The 21,599-nt window shown below is 58.8% G+C and carries 21 protein-coding genes and 1 pseudogene; all 22 read left to right on the plus strand.

The features are described 5' to 3' along the window. Nucleotide 1: 1 nt before the first annotated feature. The 22 genes and pseudogenes from N3G78_07165 to N3G78_07270 all read left to right on the plus strand — a co-directional run bounded on the left by N3G78_07165 (nucleotide 2) and on the right by N3G78_07270 (nucleotide 21,594). Nucleotides 2–379, plus strand: coding sequence for a DRTGG domain-containing protein (locus N3G78_07165; protein MCX8117691.1), 378 nt, complete (start codon nucleotides 2–4; stop codon nucleotides 377–379). Next, nucleotides 366–845: an ATP-binding protein gene (locus N3G78_07170; protein ID MCX8117692.1), complete on the plus strand. Its 480-nt coding sequence runs from the start codon at nucleotides 366–368 to the stop codon at nucleotides 843–845. The genes N3G78_07165 and N3G78_07170 overlap by 14 nt, the downstream gene beginning before the upstream one ends. Then, nucleotides 842–1,192 carry a DRTGG domain-containing protein gene (locus tag N3G78_07175; protein MCX8117693.1) on the plus strand — a complete coding sequence of 117 codons (351 nt, stop codon included), beginning with the start codon at nucleotides 842–844 and terminating at the stop codon, nucleotides 1,190–1,192. The genes N3G78_07170 and N3G78_07175 overlap by 4 nt, the downstream gene beginning before the upstream one ends. Beyond that, complete coding sequence (locus N3G78_07180) at nucleotides 1,186–1,935, plus strand: PHP domain-containing protein (protein MCX8117694.1); 750 nt, start codon at nucleotides 1,186–1,188, stop codon at nucleotides 1,933–1,935. Before N3G78_07175 ends, N3G78_07180 begins: the two co-directional genes overlap by 7 nt. 11 nt (nucleotides 1,936–1,946) lie before the next feature. Then, a complete protein-coding gene (locus N3G78_07185; GenBank protein MCX8117695.1) occupies nucleotides 1,947–2,540 on the plus strand; it encodes a sensor histidine kinase in 594 nt (197 codons plus the stop codon). A gap of 21 nt (nucleotides 2,541–2,561) precedes the next feature. Continuing rightward, entirely contained in the window at nucleotides 2,562–3,041 is a 480-nt protein-coding gene (nuoE, locus tag N3G78_07190) for an NADH-quinone oxidoreductase subunit NuoE (protein MCX8117696.1), read from the plus strand. Nucleotides 3,042–3,053: 12 nt separating this feature from the next. Further along, nucleotides 3,054–3,437 (plus strand): (2Fe-2S) ferredoxin domain-containing protein, encoded by a 384-nt coding sequence (locus tag N3G78_07195; protein ID MCX8117697.1) that lies wholly within the window; start codon nucleotides 3,054–3,056, stop codon nucleotides 3,435–3,437. 30 nt (nucleotides 3,438–3,467) lie between these two features. Next, the gene (locus N3G78_07200; protein ID MCX8117698.1) at nucleotides 3,468–5,255 is read left to right on the plus strand and encodes an NADH-quinone oxidoreductase subunit NuoF; all 1,788 of its coding nucleotides are present in this window, start codon (nucleotides 3,468–3,470) and stop codon (nucleotides 5,253–5,255) included. A 66-nt stretch (nucleotides 5,256–5,321) separates the two neighbouring features. Further along, the gene (locus tag N3G78_07205; GenBank protein ID MCX8117699.1) at nucleotides 5,322–7,811 is read left to right on the plus strand and encodes a molybdopterin-dependent oxidoreductase; all 2,490 of its coding nucleotides are present in this window, start codon (nucleotides 5,322–5,324) and stop codon (nucleotides 7,809–7,811) included. Between the two features lie 26 nt (nucleotides 7,812–7,837). Further along, nucleotides 7,838–8,629, plus strand: a complete 792-nt coding sequence (locus N3G78_07210; protein MCX8117700.1) for an electron transfer flavoprotein subunit beta/FixA family protein — start codon at nucleotides 7,838–7,840, stop codon at nucleotides 8,627–8,629. Continuing rightward, nucleotides 8,629–9,609, plus strand: a complete 981-nt coding sequence (locus tag N3G78_07215) for an electron transfer flavoprotein subunit alpha/FixB family protein (GenBank protein ID MCX8117701.1) — start codon at nucleotides 8,629–8,631, stop codon at nucleotides 9,607–9,609. The genes N3G78_07210 and N3G78_07215 overlap by 1 nt, the downstream gene beginning before the upstream one ends. Nucleotides 9,610–9,634: 25 nt before the next feature. Continuing rightward, nucleotides 9,635–10,789 (plus strand): acyl-CoA dehydrogenase family protein, encoded by a 1,155-nt coding sequence (locus tag N3G78_07220; GenBank protein MCX8117702.1) that lies wholly within the window; start codon nucleotides 9,635–9,637, stop codon nucleotides 10,787–10,789. Between the two features lie 187 nt (nucleotides 10,790–10,976). Beyond that, a pseudogene (locus N3G78_07225) lies at nucleotides 10,977–11,414 on the plus strand (NAD(P)-binding protein). Next, complete coding sequence (locus tag N3G78_07230; GenBank protein ID MCX8117703.1) at nucleotides 11,406–13,193, plus strand: FAD-dependent oxidoreductase; 1,788 nt, start codon at nucleotides 11,406–11,408, stop codon at nucleotides 13,191–13,193. The pseudogene N3G78_07225 and the gene N3G78_07230 overlap by 9 nt, the downstream one beginning before the upstream one ends. A gap of 42 nt (nucleotides 13,194–13,235) precedes the next feature. Continuing rightward, nucleotides 13,236–15,170, plus strand: a complete 1,935-nt coding sequence (locus N3G78_07235) for a CoB--CoM heterodisulfide reductase iron-sulfur subunit A family protein (GenBank protein MCX8117704.1) — start codon at nucleotides 13,236–13,238, stop codon at nucleotides 15,168–15,170. Between the two features lie 33 nt (nucleotides 15,171–15,203). After that, nucleotides 15,204–15,728, plus strand: coding sequence for a cob(I)yrinic acid a,c-diamide adenosyltransferase (gene cobO, locus N3G78_07240; protein ID MCX8117705.1), 525 nt, complete (start codon nucleotides 15,204–15,206; stop codon nucleotides 15,726–15,728). 117 nt (nucleotides 15,729–15,845) lie between these two features. Then, a complete protein-coding gene (locus tag N3G78_07245; protein MCX8117706.1) occupies nucleotides 15,846–17,519 on the plus strand; it encodes a methylmalonyl-CoA mutase family protein in 1,674 nt (557 codons plus the stop codon). 14 nt (nucleotides 17,520–17,533) lie between these two features. Then, nucleotides 17,534–17,935 (plus strand): cobalamin B12-binding domain-containing protein, encoded by a 402-nt coding sequence (locus N3G78_07250; protein ID MCX8117707.1) that lies wholly within the window; start codon nucleotides 17,534–17,536, stop codon nucleotides 17,933–17,935. A gap of 197 nt (nucleotides 17,936–18,132) precedes the next feature. Continuing rightward, nucleotides 18,133–19,281: an acetyl-CoA acetyltransferase gene (locus N3G78_07255; GenBank protein ID MCX8117708.1), complete on the plus strand. Its 1,149-nt coding sequence runs from the start codon at nucleotides 18,133–18,135 to the stop codon at nucleotides 19,279–19,281. A 16-nt stretch (nucleotides 19,282–19,297) separates the two neighbouring features. Beyond that, nucleotides 19,298–20,455, plus strand: coding sequence for a thiolase domain-containing protein (locus N3G78_07260; protein MCX8117709.1), 1,158 nt, complete (start codon nucleotides 19,298–19,300; stop codon nucleotides 20,453–20,455). 15 nt (nucleotides 20,456–20,470) lie between these two features. Then, entirely contained in the window at nucleotides 20,471–21,001 is a 531-nt protein-coding gene (locus N3G78_07265) for a Zn-ribbon domain-containing OB-fold protein (protein MCX8117710.1), read from the plus strand. 116 nt (nucleotides 21,002–21,117) lie between these two features. Further along, complete coding sequence (locus N3G78_07270) at nucleotides 21,118–21,594, plus strand: Zn-ribbon domain-containing OB-fold protein (protein MCX8117711.1); 477 nt, start codon at nucleotides 21,118–21,120, stop codon at nucleotides 21,592–21,594. The last annotated feature ends 5 nt before the right edge of the window (nucleotides 21,595–21,599 follow it).

Below are 21,599 nucleotides of genomic sequence, written 5' to 3' on the forward strand. Positions count from 1 at the left end.
CATGAGGCTCCGGGAGATTCAACGGCTCCTTGAAGGCGAGATCGTGGCAGGGACGAACCTCTTGGATCGGGAAATCTTCCATGCCTTTGCCGCGGACCTGCTCAGCGACGTCCTGGCCATCGCCAGAAGGGGGGCCGAAGGTGCCATGCTCATCACCGGCAACGTGACCCTTCAGGTCGTCTACACCGCCGATGTGGTGGACCTGGGAGCCATCCTCTTCGTCCGAGGGAAGAGGCCGACGGAGGCCATGATCGATCTGGCCAATCAGATGGAGATCCCTCTCTTGACGACCTCTTATATCATGTTCGAAACCTGCGGACGCCTCTATCAACATGGGTTGAGGGGGTGCGTCGAAAAGGTCGGAGATGGAACAGACTGAGGCGAGGTACCCCTTCTACGAGACCTTCCACATCGAGGGAGGAAACTTTAAGCAGGCCGGTTGGGTGTCGAGTCAGGTCAAAAGGATCCTGAAAGGAGAAGGCCTCCCGAGCGAGGTGATCCGGAGGGTCTCCATCGCCACCTTCGAAGCCGAGATGAACGTCATCTGCTATGCCCACTGGGGGATCCTCAACCTGCTCGTCTTTTCCGATTACATCAAGGTGGCGGTCGATGACGAGGGCCCTGGGATCCCCGATGTGGAACTGGCGATGCAGGAGGGATTTTCCACCGCCAGCGAAAGGATCCGGGAGCTCGGATTCGGGGCCGGCATGGGACTGTCCAACATCAAGAAGGTGACCGATGAGATGGTGCTGACCTCGGTCGTTAATCAAGGAACCCACCTCGAATTTTTGGTCAGGATCGATGGCGGGCCGACCTCGCGGGCCAGGGGAGAGAACGTCTCGTGAAACTTGAGGATCTCGTCAGGGCGCTGGGGCTGGAGGTCAAGGCGGGGAGAGATCGTCTCGATCAGCCGGTCTCCGGAGGCTACGTCGGAGATCTCCTCAGCGATGTCCTCGCTCATAGCGAAAAGGGAAATATCTGGGTCACCATTCAGACCCATCCCAATATCGTAGCCGTGGCCAGCATGAAAGAGCTTTCTGCGGTCCTCCTGGCCGGAGGAAGGGAACCGGATGCGGAGGCCCTCCAAAAGGCCGAGGAGGAAGAGATCCCTCTTCTTCGGTCTTCCCTTTCGGCCTTCGAACTTGTCGGGAGGCTCTATCAACTTGGGGTCGCAGGGATCGGGTCATGCTGAGACGATATCGGGCCGATCTTCACATCCACTCCTGCCTCTCCCCCTGCGGGAGCGAGGAGATGAGGCCCCAGGCCGTGGTCGATCGGGCCCTCGAGGTGGGACTGGACATGATCGCCATCTGTGACCACAATTCGGCTGAAAACCTCCTGGCCTTTATCGAGGTCGGCCAGAAACACGGCATGGCCGTCCTCCCGGGGATGGAGGTGACCTCCCGAGAGGAGATCCACCTCCTCACCCTGCTCAACCGGCCTGAAGATTGCCTCCTCTTGCAGGACTGGATCTATCACCATCTGCCGGGAGAGAACGATCCGGAGCTTTTCGGCCCCCAGATCTTGGTCGATGAGACCTCGGAGGCCATCGGCCTGACCGAAAAGATGTTGATCGGCGCTACCCTCCTCTCTTTCGAGGAGATCGCCCGCTTTGTAAAAGGCCTCGACGGCGTGACGATCGCCTCCCATATCGATCGACAGGCCTTCAGCGTCATCGGGCAACTCGGGTTCATCCCGGAGGGGGCGCCCCTCGATGGCCTGGAGGTCTCCTCTCGGATTCCCCTCGAAGAGGCGAGGCATCGATTCCGTATTTACCGGCAATATCCTTTCGTCACCTTCTCCGATGCCCACCGCCTCGACGAGATCGGAAGGGGATCGACCCTGTTTCTCCTCGGCGAGAGGACATCGGCAGAGATCAGGATGGCCCTCCATGCCGAGGGTGGGCGAAAAGTCCTGACCCATGAAGAGGCATAGGGAGAACTTCCTTGGAAGAGCTCGCTCTCCATATCCTCGACGTGGTCGAAAATGCCATCGCGGCCAAGGCCAAAAAGATCGAAATTTTGATCTCCGAAGAGATAGAGAGGGATCGATTGAGGATCGAGATCAAAGACGATGGCTTAGGCATGGATGAAGAGGTGAGGCGAAGGGCCCTCGATCCCTTTTTCACCACCCGCACCTCCCGTCGGGTGGGGCTGGGCCTATCCCTTCTATCCCAGGCCGCCAAGGCCGCGGGAGGGACGCTCGAAATCGATTCCTCCCCTGAGGCCGGGACGACCGTGAGGGCCACGTTTCAGCATGGTCACATCGACCGTCAACCCCTGGGGAACCTGACCGAAACGATCCTTATGATCATCTATGGGAATCCAGGGGTCGACCTTCATTATCGCCATGTGAGAGGGAATAAGACCTACTGTTTCAAAAGCCAATGGTTGAAGGAGCGTTTCGAGGGAGAGGCCTGGATGACCCCGGAGGGGATTCAATGGTTGAGAAAACATCTCCAGGAGGGGCTCTCCGGAATTGGCGCAGGCCTCGCCTCCTTCGAAGGAGACCCTTCGAGCCGGCGCGAAGGCGCAAGTTGAGACGATCCGACGGAGCATAAGATGAGATGGGTGGAGGAGATCTCCCGCGATGAGTGGGAGAGGATCGACCAGGTGATCGACAAGTATCGGGGAAGGCATGGGGCCCTGATCCCTGTGCTCAAGGAGGTTCAGGACATCTGCGGTTATCTGCCCAAAAAAGTCCAGCACCGGATCGCCGACCGCCTCCACCTGCCCACCTCCCAGGTCTACGGCGTGGTCTCCTTCTACGCCTTCTTCACGACCGTCCCGAGGGGCCGCTACATCATCCGGGTCTGTCTGGGAACCGCCTGTTACGTGAAAGGTTCCAAAGAGATCCTCGACACCCTCCAGAGGGAACTGGACGTGGAGGTGGGGGGGATCACGAGAGATCGGAGATTTACCCTCGAAGCGGTCCGGTGTGTGGGGGCCTGCGGGTTGGCCCCGGTGGTGGTGATCGGTCAGGATACGCACGGGATGGTCACTCCGGGGAGGATCATCGACCTTCTGGGAAACTATCCATAGCAGGGTGAAACGATGCCAAAGATGACCCTCGAAGACCTGAAACGCATCAAGGAGGAGGTGAGGGCCTCCACCATGTTGAGGGAAGGGGGCTTCCGGGCCAAAATCACGATCCACATGGGGACCTGCGGGATCGCGGCAGGGGCCCGGAAGGTGATGAGCGCTGCCCTGAAGGCGATTGAAGACCATCAGGTCCGGGACGTGATGGTGACCACTTCGGGATGCGCCGGGCTCTGCAGCCGGGAGCCCATGGCCACCGTGGAGATCCTTGGGAAACCTCCGGTGAAATATTGCGACCTCAACGAGGAAAAGATGAAAGAGATCTTCGCCAGCCATATCCTCAAGGGAGAGGTGGTGGAATCCTATGCCCTGGCCAGAGGAAGCGAAACGACTTATTAACCCGATCTCCGGAGGAGGAAGGCTGAGAATATGAAGCCCTATCGAGCCCATCTCATGGTCTGCGCGGGAACGGGGTGCGTCGCCTGCGGCTCCCTGCAGTTGAAGGAGCGGTTTGCGGAGGAACTGGGGAAACGGGGGTTGAGCGAAGAGGTTCAGGTCGTCTTGACCGGTTGCAATGGCTTCTGCGCCGAAGGCCCGATCGCCGTCGTCTATCCCGAGGGGATCTTTTATCGGAAATTAAGCCCCGAGGATGTCCCCCACCTGGTGGAGGAACATTTCCTCAAGGGCAGGCCCGTTCAAAAACTTCTCTATACCGCTCCGGCCGACAAAGAGAAAGTCCCCCTCATGAAGGACATCCCCTTCTTCCAGCATCAGGTGTTGAGGGCCCTTCGGAATCGGGGGTTGATCGATGCGGAAAATATCGACGAATATATCGCCAGGGACGGCTATGCGGCCCTCCATAAGGTCCTCACCTCGATGACCCCAGAACAGGTGATCGAGGAGGTCAAGATCTCCGGGCTAAGAGGCCGAGGGGGGGCTGGCTTCCCCACCGGGAAGAAATGGGAGGAGGGGAGACGCTACACCTCCTTTCCGAAGTATGTGATCTGCAATGGGGACGAAGGCGACCCGGGCGCCTTCATGGACCGCTCCATCCTCGAGGCCGATCCCCACGCCGTCCTCGAAGGGATGATCATCTGCGGCTATGCCATCGATTCCCACCAGGGATATATCTATGTCCGGGCGGAGTATCCTCTGGCGATCCACAGGCTGACGATCGCCATCGATCAGGCCAGAAATTACGGACTTCTCGGAAAGGACATCTTCGGAACGGGCTTCGACTTCGACATTGCGATCTATCCCGGGGCTGGGGCCTTCGTCTGTGGGGAGTCGACCGCCCTCATGTACTCCCTGGAGGGGAAGCGCGGGATGCCCAGGATCAAGCCCCCCCGTTCCACCGAAGCGGGCCTCTGGGGACAGCCCACGGTCCTCAATAACGTGGAGACCTTTGCCAATATCCCCCAGATCCTCCTCCACGGGGGGACCTGGTTCGCCTCCCTCGGCACCGCGGGGTCGAAAGGGACGAAGGTCTTCGCCCTGACCGGCGCGGTCCAGAATGTGGGGCTGATCGAGGTCCCCATGGGTACGACCCTGAGAAAGATCGTCTTTGACATCGGCGGGGGCATTCCGGACAAACGGGAATTTAAGGCGGTTCAGATCGGGGGGCCATCCGGGGCCTGTCTGCCCGCCTCCCTCCTCGATACCGAAGTGGACTTCGACTCCCTGGATGAGGCCGGGGCGATGATGGGCTCGGGAGGCCTCGTGGTGATGAACGACCAGACCTGCATGGTCGACACGGCCCGGTTCTTCACCGACTTTTCGGTGGACGAGTCCTGCGGCAAATGCGTTCCTTGTCGGGTCGGCATGAAGGTGATGCTCAACATCCTCCACCGGATCACCCACGGTGAGGGAAAGCTGGAGGACATCGAACTGCTCGAAACGCTCGGCCATCATATCAAGGAGACCTCTCATTGCGGCCTGGGCAAGTCGGCTCCCAACCCGGTCCTCTCGACCATCCGCTACTTCCGGCAGGAGTACGAGGCCCATATCCTCGATAAGCGCTGCCCGGCTTTGGTCTGCCCCGACTTGATCAAGTTCAGGGTCATTCCAGAGAAGTGTAAGATGTGTGGCCTCTGCTACAAGGCATGCCCGATGGGCGCCATCACCTGGGAGAAGAAGGCCGTGGCCGTGATCGATCCGGAGAAATGCACTCGATGCCGCTCCTGCATCCAGGCCTGTAAGTTTTGGGCCATCGAATAGCCTTCTCTCCCAGATGGGGAAGGGATTGGAGCGAGGGAAACGAGGGTTTGATCAGCGACGGAGACTATGGCACACCAAACCATAAAACTGAGAATCGACGGGATTGAGGTGGAGGTCGAAAAGGGCAAATCGATCCTCGAGGCCGCCCAGGCCGCGGGGATCCGGATCCCCTCCCTCTGCCATGATCGCAGACTCGTCCCCTTCGGTGCGTGCAGGCTCTGCATGGTCGAAGAAAAGGGGAAACCCGAACTCATTCCCTCCTGTTTTACCCCCGCCAAAAACGGGATGGAGATTTTAACGAATACTCCAAAAATCATCCAATCCCGAAGGATCCAGCTTCAGTTCATCCTTTTGAACCATCCCATGACCTGCCCCCGTTGCGAAAAGGAGGGAGAGTGCGATCTCCAAGATCTGGTGTACGAATATGGGGTCGGCGACACCCCCTATCCCTGGGAACCGATCCATTTTCCCGAGGATCGCTCCCCCTTGATCCAGAGACATGGGAATAAGTGCATCCTCTGCGGCCGTTGCGTCAGGATCTGCGACGAGGTTCAAGGGGTGGGGGAACTCTCTTTCACGCACAGAGGGATCCGGGCCATCATCGACACCGATTTCCACCGGCCCCTGAATTGCGAGTTCTGCGGCCAGTGCCTCGACACCTGTCCGGTGGCCGCGATCACCAGCGATTGCTTCGACACGCAGACCAAATTCTGGGAGTTGAAAGAGACGACCACCCCCTGCCCATACTGCAGCGTCGGCTGTCTCCTCATCATCGGCTCGAAAGACGGGGAGATCAAACGCGTCTTCTCCTCGCCTGAAAAGGGCCCCAACGACGGAAACCTCTGTGTGAGGGGGCGCTTCGGATGGGACGTGGCCGATTCTCCCGAGAGGATCGAGGATCCCCTTCTCAAGAGGAACGGGGCCTTCGAAAAGGCCTCCTGGGAGGAGGCCCTCCGCTTCGTCGTTCAAAGGCTCGAAGAGGTCAAGTCAAAATACGGACCAGAGAGCATCGGGGCCATCGTCTCCCCCCGCCTGACCAACGAAGAATACTTCCTCTTCAAAAGGCTTTTCGAGGAGGCGATCGGAACGAAGCAGATTGCCCTGGCGACCTCCCCAGGGGACCTCGGGTTGGCAGAGGGGCTGGCCAAGAGCCTCGGGATCGGTGCTTCCACCAACTCCATTCAGGAGATCGGAAAGGCCGATTGCCTTCTGGTCATCGGGGTCGATCCGGCCCAGACCCATCCCATTGTCAAGAACGAGATCCATCGGGCCATCCGGAAGAACAGGGCCCAGCTCATCGTCCTCGGCCCCTCGGACATCGGCCTCAGTCGGGCCTCCCGTCTCTCCCCCCTCTCGCCGCCTTCCCTTCTCATCCCTGCGAGGCCGGGCCAAGAACTGGCCTTTCTCAACGGGATGTCCGCACTGGTCTTGAAGGAGGGACTCGAAGATCGAGGCTTTATCGACCGTCACACCTCAGGGGTTGAAGCGATGAGCAAGGCGCAAGATCATTCGCCCCTGTCCGAGGAAGAACGAGCCCTCGTCGAAAAGGCTGCAAGGGCCTTCGCCCGGTCTAAGAGATCGATGATCCTCGTCGGGTCGGGACCGTGGTCCAGAGGGGAGGCCGAAAAGATCGGCCTCGCCTGTGCCAACCTGGCCCTCCTGACCGGACATGTCGGAAAGGAGGGTTCGGGGATCCTCCTCCTTCTCGAAAAGTGTAACAGCCAGGGCGCCATCGACATGGGGGTTCCGGGACCCAAGGAGGTGAAGGATCTCCTCCGAGCGGCAGAGGAAGGAAACCTCAAGGCCCTCTACCTGGTGGGAGCGAATCCGGCCACAAACCAAAAGGCCCTTCAGGGCCTCGAACTGCTCGTGGTGCAGGATCTCTTCCTGACCGAAACCGGGAAGCAGGCCCATGCCTTCCTGCCCGCCTCTTCCTTCGTTGAAAAGGAGGGCACCTACACCAGCCTCGAGCGCAGGGTCCAGGCCTTACAACCTCTTCGTCCTCCAAGAGGACGGTCTGAGCGGGATTTCGACATCTTTCTCCAGCTCCTGAGAATGATGGAGTCCCCTCTTCCAGGAGAGACGCCCCAGGCCATCTTCCAAGAGATCTCGGCGAGGATCCCCTGGTACCGGGATCTGACCGTGGGCGAACAGTGGCCGAAAGGGACCACCTACCTTTACGGAGAGGGATTCCCTTCGGGCAAGGCCAACATCCTCCCCGTTGGTTCGGCTCCTCCGCCCCCCCCCATCGAAGACTATCCCTTCTTCCTGATCGAAAGACCGACCCTCTTCCGCAGCGGAGAGCTCAGCCTCCGGAGCGGACATCTCAAGAAGGTGATGGAACCCCCCGCCCTGAGATTGAATGCCGAAGAGGCTCGGTCCATGAATCTCGAAGAGGGAGAGGTGGTCGAACTGGTCTCCCAGGCCGGCAAAAAGCTGAGGCTTAAGGTCCGTCTCTCGGCCGATCCCATCCCGGGGGTCATCTTGACTCCTTATCCGTCTCCCATGAAGGAAGAAGGCCCGGTCAGGGTGAGGTTGGAGAGGTTGAAGAAGTAATTCGTCCAACGAAAGGAGGAACGTGAATGAATATCATCGTCTGCATCAAAAGGGTTCCGGACACGGCCGACGCAGATATCTTCATCGACAAGTCTGGAAAGGATATCGAGAAGAGCGGCCTGGCCTTCGACCTGAACGAATGGGACAGTTATGCCATCGAGGAGGCGATCCAGCTGAAGGAGAAGCTGGGCGGAACCGTGACCGTCCTCACCTTGGGGGGGGAGGATTCGAACGAATCGCTGAGAAAGTGTCTCGCCATGGGCGCGGATGACGCCTTTCGGCTCTATGATCCTGCTTTTGAAGGGGGGGACGGGTTGGCCACGGCCCGAGTCCTTGCAGAGGCGATCCGCCAGCGACCCTACGATCTCATCCTGACCGGCACCCAGGCGGAGGACGACGGTTACGGCCAGGTGGGGGGGATGATTGCGGAGATGCTTGGCATCCCCCACGTCTCCATCGTCAACAAGATCGAAGTGCAGGAGAAGAAGATCAAAGCCCATCGGGAACTGGAAGGAGGACTGGAGGAGGTCGTGGAGGTGGACCTCCCAGCCCTTCTCACCATTCAGACCGGCATCAACGAACCTCGATACGTCTCCATCATGGGCATCCGGAAGGTGGCCAAGAAGGAGATCAAGGTATTCGGGGCCTCCGATCTGAACCTGAAGCCTGAGGAAGTGGGGAGACCCGGGTCAGACCTGCAGCTTGAACACATCTTCCTTCCCCCTGTCGGTGAGGGGGCGCAGATCTTAGAGGGAAAGCCCGAGGAGATCGCCCAGAAGGTCTTCGATATTCTGAAAGAAAAAGGAGGGGTGGCCTGATGAAAGAGATCATCGTTGTTGCGGAACATCGACGGGGAGAGTTGAGGGATGTGACCTTTGAGATGCTCTCAAAAGGAAGGGAACTGTCGGAAAGCCTCGGCGCCCAGCTCTCGGTCGCCCTCCTAGGAAAGGATGTGAGGCCCCTGGCGGAGGCCCTCAAACCGAAGGCCAACCGGGTGCTTCTCGTCGAGGACCCTCGGCTCGAAAGCTACAATTCAGAGACCTATGAGAAGGTTCTTACCCACCTTCTCACGGAGCGAAGACCGATCTTGACGATGATCGGCCACACCGCCACCGGGATGGACTTTGCCCCGCCCCTGGCCGCCCACCTGAAACTCCCCCTGGCCACAGACCTCATCGGCATCGAACCCAAAGACGAGACCTTTGCCCTGACCCGGCAGATCTACGGAGGAAAGATCAACGCCGCCGTCTCGTTTCTCAAGAAATCGCCCTCCTACATCGTCACCCTCCGGGCCGGTGCCTTTCCGGTGGTCGAGAAGCCTCCTCTGGAGGGCGAGATCGTGCCCGTGGCCTCTCCGCTGACGGATGAGGCGTTGGCCAGACGTTTCATCGAATATGTGGAGAGCGCGGCAGGAGAGGTCGATATCTCCCAGGCCGATATCTTGGTGGCCATCGGAAGGGGGATCAAGGATGCCGAGAACATCCCCATGGTCAAAGAGCTGGCCGACTCCATCGGCGGTGTCCTCGCCTGTTCCCGGCCGGTGGTGGACAAGAAGTGGCTCCCGAAGGGTTGCCAGGTCGGAACCTCCGGCAAGACCGTCAAACCCAAGGTCTACATCGCCCTCGGGATCAGCGGGGCTTTCCAGCACGTGGCGGGGATGAAAGGCTCGGGGACCATCATCGCCGTCAACAAGGACCCCAAGGCCCCCATCTTCAGCGTCGCCCATTATGGCATCGTGGCGGACCTTTTCAAGATTCTTCCTGTGATTAAGGAGAAGTTGAAGGAGCTGAAAAAATGACCCCGAGCAGAAACGGGAGGAGGCCATGGATTTCGAACTGACCCAGGAGCAGAAGGATATCCAGAAGGCGGCCCGAGAGTTCATCCAGGGAGAGTACGATAAGGAGAAGATCCTCGAATGGGAGCAGACCCATTCCTTCCCCCGAGAGGTCTGGAAGAAGGCCTGCAAACTGGGCTTCATCGGCATTCATTTTCCGGAAGAGTATGGAGGGCAAGGTTACGGCATCATGGAGAATATCCTCGTGGTCGAGGAGTTCTGCCGGAAGGATTCGGGCGTGGGCATTGCCGTGACCTTGGCAGACTTCTCCTCCGAGGTGATCCTCCGTTTCGGCAACGAGGCCCAGAAGAAGAAGTATCTCATCCCGGTGGCCCGGGGCGAGATGATCTCAGGGGGCGCCTATACCGAACCCAATCACGGAAGCGACATCACCCTGATGGCCACCACCGCGGTGAAGCAGGGAGACTGCTTCGTGATCAACGGGACGAAAACCTTCATCACGAACGGGTTGCTCGCCGACTTCTTCGTGGTCCTTTGCCAGACCGATCCCCAGGCCAAACCGCCCTACCGAGGCCAGTGCACCATCCTCGTGGAGAGGGGGACCAAGGGATTGGAGGCCACCGAGATCATGCCGAAGATGGGGATCCGAATGACCTCCACGGCGGAGCTCTCCTTCAGCGACGTTCGAGTGCCCTTGACCCACCTGATCGGCGAGGAGAACAGAGGGTTCTACCAGGTCCTCGAATTCTTCGACGAGAGCCGGATCGAGATCGCAGCCCAGGGGGTGGGAATCGCCCAAGGAGCCTTTGACCGGGCTCTCGAATATGCCAAACAGAGGGAGCAGTTTGGAAGGAAGATCGTGGATTTCCAGGTCACCCAGCACAAGCTGGCCGATATGGCGACGAAAGTCGAGGTGGCCAGGCTTCTCACCTACAAGGCGGCCTGGAACTACGATCAGGGACGGATCGATCCCAAACTGACCTCGATGGCAAAGATGTTTGCCGGAAGAGTGGCTGTGGAGGTGGCCGACGAGGCCATCCAGATCTTCGGCGGCTATGGCTACATCACCGAATACGAGGTGGAGCGATTCTATCGCGACGCCAAGATCACCGAGATCTACGAAGGCACCAAGGAGATCCAGAAGAACACGATCGCCAGTGCCTTAATCGGAAAGATGAAGTGACCTTCAACCCAAATTCCGAAACCCGAAGGAGGGATAAAGAGCAGGGGGATCAGGCAGGCCGGATCCACCCCAAAGCCCCTCGAGGGGATGGAAAGGCCAGTCGAGATTCCTTTCGAGGTTCGAGATTCGGATTTTGGTTCGATGAGTGGAAAGAGAGATGAAGGTTGAAGAAGAGAAAATGATCCCCGAGGCATTGATCATCGGGGCCGGCATCGCAGGGATGCAGGCGGCTCTCGACATCGCGGACAAGGGCTTCAAGGTCCATCTCGTGGAGAAGGACCCTTCGATCGGAGGCCATATGGCCCAGCTCGACAAGACCTTCCCCACCCTCGACTGCTCCGCCTGCATCATCACCCCGAAGATGGTCGACACGGCCAATCACCCCAACATCAACCTCATGACCTATTCGGAGGTGGTGAAGATCGAGGGGAAGGTGGGGGACTTCAAGGTCACGATCCGGAAGAAACCCCGCTACGTCGAGATGACGAAATGCACGGCCTGTGCGGACTGCGTCTCCAAATGTCCGGTCTCCCTTCCCAATGAATTCGACATGGGGCTCGGTCTGAGGAAAGCGATCTACATCCCCTTCCCTCAGGCCGTCCCGCTCAAATATACGATGGATCGGAGAGGGACCCCGCCCTGCACCGCAACCTGTCCCCTCCACTGCAATGCCCAGGGCTACGTGGCCCTCATCTCCCAAGGAAAATTGAAGGAGGCCCTGGCCCTGGTGAGGCAGACCCTGCCCTTTCCCGGGATCCTCGCCTATGTCTGCGCCCGTCCCTGTGAAAGGGAATGCAAGAGGATCGAGGTGGATCGGCCCGTCTCCATCTGCCATCTGAAACGTTTCCTGGTCGATCACGTAGAGGAAGAAGACCTCCCCCTTGCCCCTTCGGAGGAGAAACCCCAGAAGGTCGCCATTGTGGGCGGAGGGCCTGCAGGCCTGACCGCGGCCTTCGATCTGAGGAGGAAGGGATACGCCGTGACCCTCTTCGAGGCGAAAGAGGAACTGGGCGGTCTCCTCACCCATGGCTTCCCCTCTTACCGGCTCCCGAAGGAGGTCGTGAAGAAGGACCTCTCGGTCGTTGAAAAGATGGGGGTCGAAATCCGGCTCAATACCGTGGTGGGAAGAGACCTCTCCTTCGAGGAGCTCCAGAAGACCTTTGATGCCCTCTTCATCTCCGTGGGGGCCTCCGGAGCTCATGACCCTGCCTTTGACGCGCTGCGGAAGAACCGGAGGGGGATGATCCAGGTCGATCCCCTCACGCTGGAGACCAATCTCAAGGGAGTCTTCGCCGGAGGCGATGCGGTCACAGGTCCCGGGACCATTATCGAGGCGATGGCCCAGGGGAGAAAGGCCGCCACCTCCATCGATCGTTGGATCCGGGGAGAGGACCTCCGGGCGGGCCGGGAGAATGAAGGGAAAACGGTCTCCCCCATGCAGAGTTCGATGCCTTATCCCGAAAGGCAACAGAGGGAAACCCCACCCCACATGATCGAGCCCCTTGGGCCGGGTCTAACCCTCGAGGAGGCCATGGAGGAGGCCAGGCGGTGCCTCAACTGCGGCGGATGTTCCGACTGCGGGGAATGCGCCAAATACTGTCAACCCAAGGCGATCAATTATCAGATGAAGGAAGAGCTCGTCGAACTCCATGTAGGGGTCATCATCCTGGCCACCGGGTTCGACCCCTTCGATCCCAAATTGAAGCCCGAATTTGGCTACGGCGTCTATCCCAATGTCCTTCACGGAATCGAGATGGAGCGTCTCTGTTCCGCTTCGGGTCCGACCAAGGGCGAGATCCTGATCCAAGGGAAGAAACCCAAAGAGATCGTCTTCATCCACTGTGTGGGTTCGAGGGATAAAACCGTCGGAAACGAATACTGTTCCAGGGTCTGTTGTATGTACACGGCCAAACAGGCCCATCTCGTTCGGGACAAGATCCCCGAGGCCCATATCACGGTCCTCTATATGGATGTGAGGGCCTTCGGGAAGGGATTCGAAGAATTTTACGAGAGGGTTCAGAAGGAGGAGATCGTCTATCGGAGGGCCAACCCCTCCGAAGTCTATCAACGGAACGGGAAGTTGGTGGTGCGGGCGGAGGATACCCTCCTCGGAGAACCCCTCGAACTGGAGGCGGACCTGGTGGTGCTCGCCTCGGGACTGGTGCCCAGGCGGGAGGACGGGCCTCTTAAAGCGATGCTCGGCCTCGAAAGCTCTTCGGATCGATTCTACGGGGAAGCCCCTGGGTTGGATCCGATCCTTACCCCGGTCGAAGGCATCTTTTTGGCCGGGTGCTGTCAAGGCCCGAAGGATATCCCCGACACGGTCGCCCAGGCAAGCGGCGCCGCCGCCCTGGCCTGCACCTTTTTGTCAAAAGGTCGCCGTCGCGACCTCAAGGTTGCGTAATTTCCCGTCGGGATACGAATTTCGGAGTTGGGTGGTTAATCTATGAAGATCGGTGTCTATATCTGCCATTGCGGAATCAACATCGCGGCCACGGTCGATATCGAGCGGGTGACGGCCTTCGCCTCGACGCTTCCCCATGTGGCCATCGCCAGGAACTATCAGTACATGTGCTCCGATCCGGGTCAGGACTGGATCAAGAACGACATCAAGAATTTGGGCATCGATCGCGTGGTGGTGGCAGCCTGCTCCCCAAGGATGCACGAGCCCACCTATCGGAATGCCTGTCGCTCCGCTGGGCTCAATCCTTACTTTTTCGAAATGGCCAACATCCGGGAGCAATGCTCCTGGGTGCATGCCGACCGGGAGGAGGCGACGAAGAAGGCGATGGACCTGATCGCCTCTGCGGTGGCCAAGGTCTCGCTCCATGAGCCTCTCGAGGAGAACGAGGTGGGCGTGACCCCATCGGTCCTCGTCATCGGCGGCGGGATCGCGGGGATCCAGGCGAGCCTCGACGTGGCCAATTCGGGTTTCGAAGTCTATCTCGTGGAGAAATCTCCTTCGATCGGAGGCCATCTGGCTCAGATCTACCGGACCTTCCCGTCCCTCGAAGAGACCTCCACCCTGCTCCTCCCGAAACTTCAGCAGGTCCATCACCACCCGCTCATCCACCTTCTCACCCAGACCGAATTGGTGGAGGTGGAGGGTTTCGTGGGGAACTTCCAGGCCAAGCTCAAACACAGGCCCCGGCATGTCAACCCCGAACGATGCACCTGCTGCAAAAAATGCGAGGAGGTCTGCCCGGTCAGGGTTCCGAACGAATTCAACCTGGGTCTCGATGAACGACCGGCCATCTACCTTCCCTTTCCGGATGCCGTGCCCCGCTGCTATACCATCGACGCCGAAAACTGTCTCTACTTCACCAAAGGGGAGTGCGGCCGGTGCCGTGAGATCTGCCCGGAAGGCGCGGTCCAGTTCGAAGAGGTGGGGATGGAGTTCGAGGTCAAAATCGGAACGATCATCGTGGCCACGGGCTATGACCCCTTCGATCCCAAATTGAAGCCCGAACTGGGTTACGGCGTCTATAAAAACGTCATCACGGGTCTCGAACTGGAGAGGTTGCTGGCCCCTGACGGACCGACCCGGGGAAAGCTCCTGATCGAGGGCAAGGAGCCCAAAAATATCGTCTTCATCAAATGTGTTGGCTCCAGGGACAAGACCGTCGGAAACGAGTACTGCTCCCGCATCTGCTGTATGTTCACGGCCAAACAGGCCTATCTCCTCAAGGAGAGGATCCCCGATGCCCGGATCACCATCTGCTACATCGACGTCCGGGCCTTCGGCAAAGGCTACGAACAGTTCTACGAGGCCGTCCAGCTCAAAGGGATATACTATCGAAAGGGCGTCCCATCGGAGATCTACCAGAGAAATGGAAAGTTGATCGTCAAGGCGGACGACGAACTCCTCGGGGAGCCCTACGAGGAAGAGGCCGATCTGGTCGTGCTGGCCACCGGCCTCACCCAGAGACAGGACGCCTCGGCCCTGAGGGGTCTTCTCAAGCTCTCCCTTTCTCCAGATCGCTTCTATCTCGAGGCCCATCCGAAGCTGAGGCCCCTCGATACGGCCGCCGATGGGATCTTCCTGGCCGGGACCTGTCAAGGTCCCAAGGATATCATGGATACGCTCTCCCAGGCCCACGGGACCGCCTCGCGGGCGACCATCCCGCTCTTTGCCGGCAAGGTGAGGATCGAGCCCATCACCGCCTGGGTCGATGTGGAGATCTGCGCGGGATGCGGGCTTTGCGAGCAAATCTGCGAATACCGGGCCTTGAGGCTCGACCCATACCGAAAGGTGATGACCGTCAACAAGGCCCTGTGCAAGGGGTGTGGCGCCTGCAACGCCACCTGCCCCTCGAGCGCCATCACCCTGAAACACTTCAAGACGGAGCAGATCATGGCCCAGCTCAGGGAGGTCTGTTAAACGGCCCTCTGCGAGGGATTAGGCCGAAGATCCATGGAGAAGGGTCTCGTTCAGGTTTACACAGGCAATGGGAAGGGGAAGACGACGGCGGCCCTCGGGTTGGCCCTCCGGGCAGCCGGCCATGGATTTAAAACGCTCGTCATCCAGTTCATGAAGGGGAACATCCAATACGGAGAACTGGAATCGGCCAAGAGGCTATCCCCCTATCTCACCATCCGCCAGATGGGGAGGGAGACCTTTGTCTCGAAGACGAACCCCGACCCCGTGGACATCGAATGGGCTCGTAAAGGGTTCGCCCTGGCCCGGGAGGCCGTGGCCAGCGGAGCCTACGATATCATCATCCTGGACGAAATCAACGTGGCCGTCGATTTTGGCTTGATCCCTTTGCCGGAGCTCCTTCGGCTTCTCGATTCAAAACCGGATTCGGTCGAGCTGGTCCTCACCGGAAGAAATGCGGCCGAGGAGGTCATCGATCGGGCCGATCTGGTCACGGAGATGGTCGAAAAGAAACATTACTTTCAAAAGGGGGTTACATCACGAATCGGAATTGAGATATAGGGATCGATAGGATCGTTGTCCTGTTGGGGTTTCTCGAGACGACCGTAGGAAAGCCCGCCTGGGGCTACCGATCCATCTTCTCCATGAACGGATTCTCTTCAAGAGGGGGTGGGGTCCATGTTCAAAGAAGACCAACTCAATAAGGTGGGAGAAGAGAAGAAGAGATGGGTCAACGATCTCTCCAAACTGCTTTCTGAAACGCCCGAACGCCTGCCTCGTTTCACCACCATCTCTGACCTCGAGATCAAAGGGCTTTACACACCCGAGGACATCAAAGACCTCGACTACACAAAAGACATCGGTTTCCCCGGCCTCTATCCTTTCACGCGAGGCGTCCAACCCTCTATGTACCGTGGCCGCCTCTGGACCATGCGGATGTTCTCCGGCCTCGGGGGTCCGGAGGAGACCAACCAGCGTTTCCATTATCTGCTCGATCACGGGGAGACCGGACTCTCCATCGCCTTCCACTACCCGACCCTGATGGGTTACGACAGCGATTCGCCGATGGCCCGGGGCGAAATCGGAAAGTGCGGGGTGGCCGTCGATACCCTCAAGGACATGGAGATCCTCTTCGAGGGGATCCCCCTCGACAAGGTGACCACCTCCATGACGATCAATCCACCGGCGGCCATTCTGCTGGCGATGTACATCGTGGTGGCGGAGAAACAGGGGGTGAGCAAGCGAGAGATCGGGGGCACGATCCAGAACGACATGTTGAAGGAGTTCATCGCCCAGAAGACCTTCATGCTGCCTCCGAAACCCTCCATGCGGATCATCGTGGACACGATCGAGTACTGCACCAAGGAGGTCCCCCGCTGGAACACGATCAGCATCAGTGGCTACCATATCCGTGAGGCTGGGTCGACGGCCGTCCAGGAGCTGGCCTTCACCCTCGCCGACGGAATCGCCTATGTGGAGGCCGCCCTCGAGAGAGGCCTCGATGTGGATGACTTTGCGCCGAGGCTCTCCTTCTTCTTCGACGCCCATATCGACTTCTTCGAAGAGATCGCCAAATTCAGGGCGGCCCGGAGGATGTGGGCCAAGATCATGCGGGAGCGGTTCATGGCCAAAAAACCTCGATCCTGGATGCTCCGCTTTCACACCCAGACCGCCGGGTGTTCGTTGACGGCCCAGCAACCTTTCAACAACATCGTCCGAACCGCCTACGAGGCCTTGGCGGCGGTGCTGGGCGGGACCCAATCGCTCCACACCAACTCCCTCGACGAGACCTATGCCATCCCGACCGAGGAAGCGGTCACCATCGCCCTCCGAACCCAGCAGATCCTGGCCGAGGAGACTGGGGTGGCCAACACCATCGATCCCCTGGCGGGATCCTATTTTGTGGAGGCCCTCACCAATCAGATGGAAGAGCAGGCCTGGGACTATATCCGCAAGATCGATGAGATGGGGGGGATGCTGAACGCCATCGAGAGGGGGTATCCCCAGATGGAGATCGCAGAGGCCGCCTATCGCTACCAACGGCAGATCGATTCGGGGGAGAAGGTGATCGTCGGCGTCAATAAATATGTGACCGACCACCCCCCCATCACGATCTGGAGGATGAGACCGGAGATCGAGGAGCGCCAGCTTCGACGACTGCAGGAGGTCAAACGGACCCGCAACAACGCAAGGGTGAAGGCCTGTCTCGAAGAGATCCGGAAGGCCTCCCTCAACGGCGAAAATCTCATGCCTCCGATCATTGAAGCCGTCCGGGAGTATGCCACCATCCAGGAGATCTGCGATGTGTGGCGGGAGGTCTTCGGACGATACACGGATCCAGGATACTTTTAAAGGCGGAGGGGGACATGGAACGGAAGGTCCGAATCCTGATTGCCAAACCCGGCCTGGATGGACATGACCGGGGAGCGAAGGTGATCGCAAGGGGGTTTCGCGATGCGGGGTTCGAGGTGATCTATACCGGGCTTCACCAGACCCCGGAGCAGATCGTGGCCACGGCCATCCAAGAGGATGTGGACGGCATTGGGCTTTCGATCCTCTCCGGAGCGCACGACTACATCTTCCCCCAGGTCATCCAGCTCCTCAAAGAAAAGGGGGCGGGCGACATCGTGGTCTTCGGAGGAGGTATCATCCCTGAGGAGGATATCCCCCCCTTGAAGGCCTGCGGGGTGAAGGCGATCTTCCTACCCGGAACGCCCATCGAAGAAGCGGTCAAATGGGTTCGGGAAAACATCAAGCCGAGATCGTAAAGGGGCGGCCGATTATTTTTTCGCCTAAACTTTACAGTTTACGTAAAGTGGATTTTATGGTATAGTGAGTCACCTTTGATAGCAGTGCACAGAAGCCTTCGCCAGTGAAGAAATCCATTCCCAAAAAGAAAGGAGGTGAAACCGATCCACCTTCGGGGAGACCCCCCTATTCTCGAAAGAAAGGAGGAAACCACCAGATGGCAAAACGAGTGGCAATTGTTGGCATAGGGACGACGGGATTTCGGGCCACGACCCCTGACGTCTCCTACCGGGAGCTGACCTATGAAGCGGCGACCAAGGCGTATTTCGAGGCCGGCATCGAGCCGAAAGATGTGGACGCTTTTGTAGCGACCTCCGAGGATTTTCTGGAGGGCTACAGCATTGCAGACGAGTATTGTCCCGATCAATTGGGAGCGGTCTTGAGACCCATCTATACGGTCACGGGCGACGTCATCCACTCCCTCGCCTCCGCCTATATGATGATCCTTTCGGGGGTGGGCAGGATCATGGTCGTCCAGGGGATGTCCAAGGCCTCCAACATGCTGACCCTCTCGGACATGGTCACCTTCGCCATGGACCCGATCTACAACAGGCCCTTAAAGGAGAGCCCCTACGCCGTGGCGGGCATGGAGATGGCAAGATTTATGTATGAAACCGGCACGACGCGGGAGCAGATCGCCCGGGTTGTGGTCAAGAATAAAAGGAATGCCCTCACCAACGAGCTGGCGGCCCATGGGGTCCTGGTCGACTTGGACTACGTCCTCAATTCAGAGGTCGTCTCCTATCCCCTCACCCGGATGGACATCGCCCCTCATTCCGATGGCGCGGTGGTGATGGTCTTGGCCGATGAAGAGACCGCCAAATCCCTCTCCGATAAACCCATCTGGATCAGGGGGATCGGATGGTGTTCGGACACACCGGGGTTGGAGACCCGACCCTGGGGAGAGGCTATTTATGCGCAGCTCGCAGCGGAGATGGCCTACAAGATGGCCGGCATCCGTTATCCCCGGAAGGAGATCCACTTTGCGGAGATCAACGATGAATTCTCCTACAAAGAGCTTCAACACCTCGAGGCCATGAGGATCTGTAAAAAGGGGGAGGCCGGCCCCCTGACGGAGATCGGAGGGACCGAGATCGGGGGAGAATTCCCGGTCAATCCTTCGGGAGGATGCTTAGGAGTGGGACACCTCTTCGAACTGAACGGTGGCCATGTGGTGCTGGAGGTGGTCCGCCAGTTAAGGGGAGAGGCCGGAAAGAATCAATTGAAAAATGTCACAACGGGCCTTGCCCAGAGCTGGCGGGGGATTCCGACGACCACTGGAACCGTGGCCATCCTGAGCAATTGAACAAGGAGGTGACAGAATGAGAAAGGTAGCCATTGTTGGAGCGGGAATTACCAAATTCTACCGGAACGCCCAGGAGACGCCGAAGGAGCTGGCCTACGAGGCCGCCAAGATGGCCCTCGACTCCTGCGGCTTAAAGCTCTCCGATATCGATTGTGTCGTGGTAGGGTCTGCTCCTGACGCCTTCGATGGAGTCCACATGAAGGGCGAATACCTCTCCGATGGGGCAGGCGCATTTCGAAAACCCTACATGAGACACTTCGTGGGCGGTGGAACGGGGGTGCTCTCGCCGGCCCATGCGTGGTTTCATATCGCCTCAGGGATGTTCGACACCTGCCTGGTCGTGGCCGAGGAGAAGATGTCCTGTGCCTATCCCCATCCGGCAGGGGCTTTTCTGACAATCTTCGATCATACCACGGAACAGCCCCTCTACCCAACCCTGATCTACATCTTCGCCATCGAGATGAACCGATTCATGACGACCCACGGCTATAAGAAAGAAGAGATCGCCCTGGTGGCCGTGAAGAACAAGAAGAACGCCATGGATCATCCTTCGGCCCAACTGCCCGCGGAGATTACCGTTCAGGACGTGCTCAACTCCGAGATCATGGCCTGGCCGGTCAACCGCCTCGATATCAGCCCGACGAGCGACGGGGCCTGCGCCTTAGTCCTGGCCGCAGAACATGTGGCCCGCAGGATCGACGAGAAACCCATCTGGATCGCCGGCGTGGGCTGGTGTCTCGATACCGCTTACTGGTGCACGCGCGACCTCTATTATCCCGACTATCTCGAGGTGGCCGCACGCCAGGCCTACCAGATGGCCGGCATCAGAGAACCGGCCAAAGAGATCCACGTGGCCGAACCCTACGACCCCTTCACCTACAAGGAACTCCATCACATCGAGGGGTTGATGCTGGCCCCGAGGGGAAAATCGGTCGACCTGCTCGTCAAAGGCCACTTCAACCGGGACGGAAACCTTCCCTGCTCGCCCTCGGGCGGTCTTCTGGGCGTGGGAAATCCCATTTCCGCGGCCGGCCTGATGAAGATCATGGAGGTCTATCTCCAGCTCAAGGGAAGCGCTGGAAAACGGCAGGTCCCGGGCAATCCTACCTGCGGCGTGGCCAATGCCTGGGGCGATCTCATGCAGGTGGGGACCGTCGTCGTCTTGAGAAAATAAGGAGGAGGTGAAACCATGGAGATCACGGATAAAATGGTAGCTCACACGGCCACGAAATTGACCGCTGAGGAGATCCTTGGAGGAAAAGTCCTCTCGGTAAAATGGGAGCCCAAATTGAAATATGCCTGGGACAACGGCCCGGCCATCGGCCGGTATCTCGCGGAGCTCAAAAACGGAAGGATCATCGCCAAGAAATGCGACAAATGCCACCGGATCATGCTCCCGCCGAGGATGTTCTGCGAACTCTGCTGGGTCCCGACCGGCGAATGGGTCTACGTCCAGGATACAGGGGTGGTCAATGCCTGGATCATCGGCTACGTCGACTGGAAGGCGGCCCGCCTCGACATCAAGGGAGGGGTCCGTCCCATCACCCAGAGCATCATCGAAATCGACGGGGCCTCCAAGGGGATGGGCATCCTCCATCTCTTAAACGAGGTCGATCCGTGGAAGATCTATCGGGGCATGAAGGTGAAAGCGGTCTGGAAACCGCCGGAGGAGCGGATCGGGGCCATCACCGATATCAAATATTTCAAACCCATCGAATAAAATCCGAATGGCCAATATGGAAGATTCATCCTTTTGAGAATCGGGGTTGAGAATTTCACGCCGGTTTCGGTTTTCGAGATTCGGATTTCCGATTTCCTAAATCAGGAGGTGAAACCATGGCGTTGATCGAACGTCTTCAGAAGACCACGGACGTCACGTATTGGGAAGGCCAAATCCCGATGAACTATATCTACACGGTGGGCCGGGCCGGAGAGAAGTTCTTCCGGGAGATCATCAACGGAAAGCTCTTCGGGGCAAAATGCGAGGCCTGTGAGCTCCTCTACGTCCCCCCTCGAACCTATTGTGAGAAATGCTTTGCCCGGTTAGAGGACCATTATGTGGAGGTGGGGACGAAGGGGACGGTCCACACCTTCACCCAGTGCTGGGAGACCTTTGACGGCATCCGGAAAGAGACCCCCTCCATCGTCGCGGTGATCCGCATCGATGGCACCCAGGGAGGGCTCGTCCATTGGTTGGGCGAGGTCGACTTCAAGGACGTCTATATCGGCATGCCGGTCGAGGCGGTCTTCAAACCCAAAGAGGATCGCGAGGGAAGCATCCTGGACATCAAGTATTTCAAACCCACGAGATAATCTGC

Source organism: Thermodesulfobacteriota bacterium, from assembly GCA_026415035.1.
Lineage (GTDB): Bacteria > Desulfobacterota > BSN033 > BSN033 > UBA1163 > RBG-16-49-23.

Bases quoted from the DNA above. Each gene is read 5' to 3' on its own strand.
- N3G78_07165 (MCX8117691.1), top strand. From the start codon at position 2: ATGAGGCTCCGGGAGATTCAACGGCTCCTTGAAGGCGAGATCGTGGCA.
- N3G78_07170 (MCX8117692.1), top strand. From the start codon at position 366: ATGGAACAGACTGAGGCGAGGTACCCCTTCTACGAGACCTTCCACATC.
- N3G78_07180 (MCX8117694.1), top strand. From the start codon at position 1,186: ATGCTGAGACGATATCGGGCCGATCTTCACATCCACTCCTGCCTCTCC.
- nuoE (MCX8117696.1), top strand. From the start codon at position 2,562: ATGAGATGGGTGGAGGAGATCTCCCGCGATGAGTGGGAGAGGATCGAC.
- N3G78_07195 (MCX8117697.1), top strand. From the start codon at position 3,054: ATGCCAAAGATGACCCTCGAAGACCTGAAACGCATCAAGGAGGAGGTG.
- N3G78_07200 (MCX8117698.1), top strand. From the start codon at position 3,468: ATGAAGCCCTATCGAGCCCATCTCATGGTCTGCGCGGGAACGGGGTGC.
- N3G78_07205 (MCX8117699.1), top strand. From the start codon at position 5,322: ATGGCACACCAAACCATAAAACTGAGAATCGACGGGATTGAGGTGGAG.
- N3G78_07210 (MCX8117700.1), top strand. From the start codon at position 7,838: ATGAATATCATCGTCTGCATCAAAAGGGTTCCGGACACGGCCGACGCA.
- N3G78_07215 (MCX8117701.1), top strand. From the start codon at position 8,629: ATGAAAGAGATCATCGTTGTTGCGGAACATCGACGGGGAGAGTTGAGG.
- N3G78_07220 (MCX8117702.1), top strand. From the start codon at position 9,635: ATGGATTTCGAACTGACCCAGGAGCAGAAGGATATCCAGAAGGCGGCC.
- N3G78_07230 (MCX8117703.1), top strand. From the start codon at position 11,406: ATGGATCGGAGAGGGACCCCGCCCTGCACCGCAACCTGTCCCCTCCAC.
- N3G78_07235 (MCX8117704.1), top strand. From the start codon at position 13,236: ATGAAGATCGGTGTCTATATCTGCCATTGCGGAATCAACATCGCGGCC.
- cobO (MCX8117705.1), top strand. From the start codon at position 15,204: ATGGAGAAGGGTCTCGTTCAGGTTTACACAGGCAATGGGAAGGGGAAG.
- N3G78_07245 (MCX8117706.1), top strand. From the start codon at position 15,846: ATGTTCAAAGAAGACCAACTCAATAAGGTGGGAGAAGAGAAGAAGAGA.
- N3G78_07250 (MCX8117707.1), top strand. From the start codon at position 17,534: ATGGAACGGAAGGTCCGAATCCTGATTGCCAAACCCGGCCTGGATGGA.
- N3G78_07255 (MCX8117708.1), top strand. From the start codon at position 18,133: ATGGCAAAACGAGTGGCAATTGTTGGCATAGGGACGACGGGATTTCGG.
- N3G78_07260 (MCX8117709.1), top strand. From the start codon at position 19,298: ATGAGAAAGGTAGCCATTGTTGGAGCGGGAATTACCAAATTCTACCGG.
- N3G78_07265 (MCX8117710.1), top strand. From the start codon at position 20,471: ATGGAGATCACGGATAAAATGGTAGCTCACACGGCCACGAAATTGACC.
- N3G78_07270 (MCX8117711.1), top strand. From the start codon at position 21,118: ATGGCGTTGATCGAACGTCTTCAGAAGACCACGGACGTCACGTATTGG.